The sequence below is a fragment of the Paracoccus sanguinis genome (assembly GCF_900106665.1).
Classification (GTDB): domain Bacteria; phylum Pseudomonadota; class Alphaproteobacteria; order Rhodobacterales; family Rhodobacteraceae; genus Paracoccus; species Paracoccus panacisoli.
This window is the reverse complement of the sequence record NZ_FNNA01000014.1, coordinates 1-5,380: the sequence shown is the minus strand read 5'-3', so window position 1 is coordinate 5,380 and position 5,380 is coordinate 1. Positions and strand designations below refer to the sequence as shown.

The following is a 5,380-nucleotide window of genomic DNA, read 5'->3' as shown; positions in this document are numbered from 1 at the left end:
TTCCCGATCCCGCCCTACAGCCGCGACTGGGGCGAGACGGGCCCGCGCGAGGTGCTGGCCGAGGGTGCGCGCGCCATGATGATCGAAGTGTCGCCTGCCGAGGCCGGTCCCGGCGCGCTGGTCCTCTTCCGCATGAAGCCGCGCGCCATCGCCAAGCATGTCGGGATCCTGACCGGCCCCGACACTTTCCTCCACGCCTACGAGCGGCTCGGCGTGATCGAGGAACCGCTCACCCCATCCTGGCGGCGGCGCGTCGCCTTCGCCTTCCTGTTCCCGCAACGCTGAGACCCCGCACATGGCAACGCTTGTCCTCGGTGCCGCTGGCGCCGCCATCGGCGGCAGCATCGGCGGCGCGATCCTCGGCGTCAGCGCCGCGACCATCGGCGGCTTCATCGGCTCCAGCATCGGCTCGGTCGTCGACAGCTGGATCATCTCGTCGCTGGCGCCCACCCAGCGCATCGAGGGCGCGCGGCTCGACACGCTGCGCATCACCTCGGCCACCGAGGGCGCGGTGATCCCGCGGCTCTACGGGCGCATGCGGATGGGCGGCAACATCATCTGGGCGACGGATTTCCGAGAGGAGACGAAGACCACCACGCAGGGCGGCGGCAAGGGCGGCGGGGGCGGCAAGGTCAAGACCACCGAGTATCTGTACTACGCCTCCTTCGCCGTGGCGCTCTGCGAGGGCTCCGAAGCCGGTCCCGCAGGGACCATTCTCTCCGGTGGAGAGAATGGACGCGGAGGAGGCCCGGCAGGGCGGGGAATCACCGGCATCGGGCGCATCTGGGCCGACGGCAAGCCGATGGACCTCTCCGGCGTCACCTGGCGCTGGTATCCGGGCGACGAGGCGCAGACGGCGGACCCGTTCATCGCGGCCAGGATGGGCGCGGCGAATACCCCGGCCTATCGCGGCACGGCCTATGTCGCCTTCGAGGATCTGGCGCTCTCCACCTATGGCAACCGCCTGCCGCAGCTCTCCTTCGAGGTGTTCCGGCCGCTCGCCGATCCCGACACCGCCGAGGGGCTGACCCGCGCCGTCACCATGATCCCGGCCTCGGGCGAGTTCACCTATGCGACGCAGGCGATCCGCAAGACCGATGGCGGCGCGCAGATCCCTGAGAACCTGAACGCGCTGGCCGACTCCACCGACATGGTGGAGGCGCTGGACCGGCTGCAGGCCATGGCGCCTGCGGTCGAGAGCGTCAGCCTCGTGGTGGCGTGGTTCGGCGACGACCTGCGGGCAGGCTCCTGCAGGGTCCGGCCGGGCGTCGAAGTGTCGGCCAAGTCGACCACGCCTGCCAGCTGGTCGGTCAACGGCGTGAGCCGCGCCAATGCCTTCCTCGTCAGCCGCGACGACCAGGATCGCCCGGTCTATGGCGGCACGCCGTCCGACTTCGCGGTGGTGCAGGCGATCCAGGAGATGAAGGCGCGCGGGCTTCGCGTCACCTTCTATCCCTTCATCCTGATGGACGTGCCGCCCGGCAACACGCTTCCGAACCCGTACTCCGACAATGCCGCCGAGACCGGTCAACCCGCGTTCCCGTGGCGCGGGCGGATCACCTGTTCGCCTGCCGCAGGGTTCGCGGGGACCGTGGACAAGACCGCTACGGCCGCAAGCCAGGTCGCGGCGCTGTTCGGCGCAGCCACGCCCGCGAGCTTCAGCGTTTCGGGACAGTCTGTCTCGTGGACGGGCACGCCCGGCGACTGGGGCCTGCGCCGAATGGTGCTGCACTATGCCCATCTTTGCGCGGCGGCGGGCGGGGTGGACGCCTTCCTGATCGGCACCGAGATGCCGGGGCTGACGACAATCCGCTCGGGCGCCAGCACCTATCCGGCGGTGCAGGCCTATCGGGATCTGCTCGCGGATGTCCGCTCGATCCTCGGGTCCGGCACCAAGATCGGCTACGCCGCCGACTGGTCGGAGTATTTCGGACACCATCCCGGCGACGGCAGCGGCGACGTGTTCTTCCATCTCGATCCGCTCTGGGCCGATCCGGAGATCGATTTCGTCGGGATCGACAATTACATGCCGCTGTCGGATTGGCGCGACGGGTTCGAGCATGCAGACGCGGCCGAGGGCTGGCCCGCGATCTACGGCCGGGCCTACCTGCAGGGGAACATCGCGGGCGGCGAAGGTTTCGACTGGTTCTATGCCAGCGCGGCCGACCGAACGGCGCAGGTGCGGACCCCGATCACGGACGGCGCCGCCAGCAAGCCGTGGGTCTTCCGCTACAAGGATCTGCGCGCCTGGTGGTCGAACGCGCATTACAACCGTCCGGGCGGGGTGGAGAGCGGCACACCGACCGCATGGGTGCCGCAGTCCAAGCCGATCTGGTTCACCGAGTTGGGCTGTCCCGCCATCGACCGGGGCACGAACCAGCCGAACGTCTTCTTCGACCCGAAGTCGTCGGAGAGCTTCACGCCGCATTTCTCGCGGGGTTGGCGCGATGACGCGATCCAGCGCGCCTATCTCGAGGCGACGTATCTCTGGTGGGGCGAGGCCGCGAACAACCCTGTGTCCTCGGTCTATGGCGGTCGGATGGTGCATGTGCCGGAATGCGCCGCCTGGACTTGGGATGCGCGGCCCTATCCGTTCTTCCCGGCGCTGACAGACGTCTGGACGGACGTCGCGAACTGGCGGCTCGGCCACTGGCTGACCGGGCGGCTGGGAGCGGTGTCGCTGGCCGCTCTCGTGCGGCACCTCTGTCTCCGCGCCGGGCTGCCCGAGTCCCGCATCGACGTCACCGGGCTTTGGGGCGCGGTCGAGGGCTACGCCATCACGGCGCTGGAAAGCCCACGCGCCTCGATCACCACGCTGTCGCGCCACTTCGGCTTCGACGCCGTGGAGACCGAGGGCGTGATACGCTTCATCATGCGCGGCCGGGCCTCCGTTACCACCCTCGCGCCCGACGATCTGGTCGCCCCTCGCGAGGGCGACGTGCTGGAACTGACCCGCGGCCAGGAGACCGAACTGCCGCAGGCGCTGAAATGGCAGGTCGCGCGCGCCGACGAGGATTACGAGGCCGCACTCGTCGAGGCGCGGCGCATCACCGTGGACACGACGCGCATTGCCTCCGAGTCCTTCCCGATTGCCGTGCCGCCCGAGGAGGCCGAGCGGCGCTGCCGCCGCACGCTGATGGAGACATGGGTGGGGCGCGAGACGGCGGCGTTTCGTCTGCCGCCCTCGCGCCTCGCGCTCGATCCGGCCGACGCAATCCGGCTGGCGCATGACGGGCGGCTGGTCGATCTGCGGCTCGTCTCCATCGCCGACGCGGAGGCGCGCGGCATCGAGGCGGTCCGTCAGGACCGCGCGACCTACGATCTGCCGCCCGGCGATCCCCGCGCGGCGTCTCTGACGCGGGCCGTGGTGTTCGGTGCGCCGGACGCGGTGCTGATGGACCTGCCGCAGCTGACCGAGGACCAGCCCGCGCATCGGCCGCTGGTCGCGGCGCACGCGGTTCCCTGGCCGGGCGAGATGGCGGTGTTCCGCAGCCCTTCGACCGATGGCTTCGAGTTGCTGACCACGTTTGGCAGTCGCGCCCGGATCGGGGCGCTGGTCTCCGATCTCTACGCGGGGCCCACGTCGCGCTTCGATTTCGGAAACGTGCTGTTGGTCGATTTGCTGACCGGCACCCTCGAAAGCATCACGGATCTGACGCTATTCGCCGGGGCGAACGCGCTCGCGATCGAGAGCGCACCCGGAGTCTGGGAGATCGTGCAGGCGGGCACGGCCGAGCTGCTGGCGCCCGGCCGGTATCAGCTCACCCGGCTCCTTCGCGGCCAGCGGGGTACGGAAGGCGCGATGGGGAACCCTGCGCCCGCAGGCGCCCGCGTCGTTGTGCTGGATTCCGCGCTTGCGTCACTGCCCATCGCCGAGGCCGATCTCGGTATCCCGTGGAACTGGCGCATTGGCCCCGCGAGCCGCCCGGTCAGCGACGAGACCTATGTGGCGCAGGCCTTCCCGCCTGAGGGCGTGGGGCTGCGGCCGTTCTCAGTCGCCCATGTCGAGCAGCCGTGGCGCAGGCCGCGCACGCCCGGCGATCTGACGATCCGCTGGACACGCCGGTCGCGCGCACTTTCCGCCGACAGCTGGGGCGGGCTGGAGGTGCCACTCGGCGAGGAGCTCGAAGCCTACGAGGTCGAGATCCTCAACGGCACCATCGTGAAACGGGTGTTGAGCACGACGACGACCAGCGCGCTCTACACCGCCGCCCAGCAGACCGCGGACTGGGGCGCGCTTCTCGCCACCGGCGACACGCTCGACATCCGCATCTACCAGCTCTCCGCCCTCGTGGGGCGGGGCGCGCCCAAGACCGTCGCGCTCACGTTCTGAAGGCCATCCCATGTCCGACGCCACGACCCATCTGCTGCTGCCCTACATCCTCGCGGCGCAGGCCCAGAAGCATGTCACCCACAATGAGGCGCTGCGGATCCTCGACGGGCTCGTCCAGCTCTCCGTCCTCGACAGGGACCTGACCGCGCCGCCCGGTTCACTCGCCGATGGCGACCGTTACATCGTCGGCTCGGGCGCGACGGGCGACTGGGCGGGCTGGGACCTGAACGTGGCGCTCTGGACCGACGGCGCCTGGCTGCGGCTGCCGCCGCGCACCGGCTGGCGCGCATGGGTCGAGGACGAGGGGCTGCTGCTGGTCTATGACGGCGCGACCTGGATCGGCACGACGCCCGCGGTGCTGCAGAACATAGCGCTGCTGGGTGTCGGCACGACGGCGGATGCGTCGAATCCGTTCTCGGCCAAGCTGAACGCCGCGCTCTGGACGGCGAAGACCGTGGCCGAGGGCGGCACCGGCGATCTCTTCTACACCATGAACAAGGAGGCTGCGGGCGACGATCTCGGCCTTACGCTGCAGACCGGCTTCGTGACCAAGGCGCTGGTGGGGCTGTTCGGCTCCGACCGGTTTCGGCTGGCAGTCTCGGCCGACGGCAGCACCTTCTTCGACGGGCTGAGCGTCAACAACGCCACCGGCATCGTCGATCAGCCCCGACTGCCGCGGTTCAAGGCGTACACGAACTACGACAACTACGTGGGCGTCGGAACCTGGACGAAGATTGGCCTGAACAACACCGACTACAACGATCAGGGCGCCTTCGACGCCGCGAACAACAATTTCGTGGCGCCTTCGGATGGCACATACCTCTTCGGCGCGACGCTGCTCTACAAGGTCAACGCCAGTACGACCGCGCGGATGAGCGGCCGGCTCGTGCTGAATGGCACCACGGAAATTCGCGGCTCACTTGGCGAAATCTCCGCCACCCACGTCTCACTCGCCACCGCGATCTGGCTGCAGACCATGGTGCCGCTGACCGCGGGCGACACCGTCGAGCTGCAGGGGTATTTCCGGGTCGCGGACGGCTACTTCGC

At 69.4% G+C, this 5,380-nt stretch carries 3 protein-coding genes; all 3 read left to right on the top strand.

Annotated features, from left to right (window positions below; all coding sequences use genetic code 11):
* The coding region (locus tag BLW17_RS17115) for an NlpC/P60 family protein (protein WP_036736508.1) at nt 1-285 on the top strand (285 nt) is incomplete at its 5' end.
* Nucleotides 286-295: 10 nt separating this feature from the next.
* Complete coding sequence (locus tag BLW17_RS17110) at nt 296-4,333, top strand: baseplate multidomain protein megatron (protein ID WP_036736507.1); 4,038 nt, start codon at nt 296-298, stop codon at nt 4,331-4,333.
* 10 nt (nt 4,334-4,343) lie between these two features.
* On the top strand, nt 4,344-5,380 hold a 1,037-nt coding region (locus BLW17_RS17105; protein ID WP_036736506.1), incomplete at its 3' end, for a DUF2793 domain-containing protein.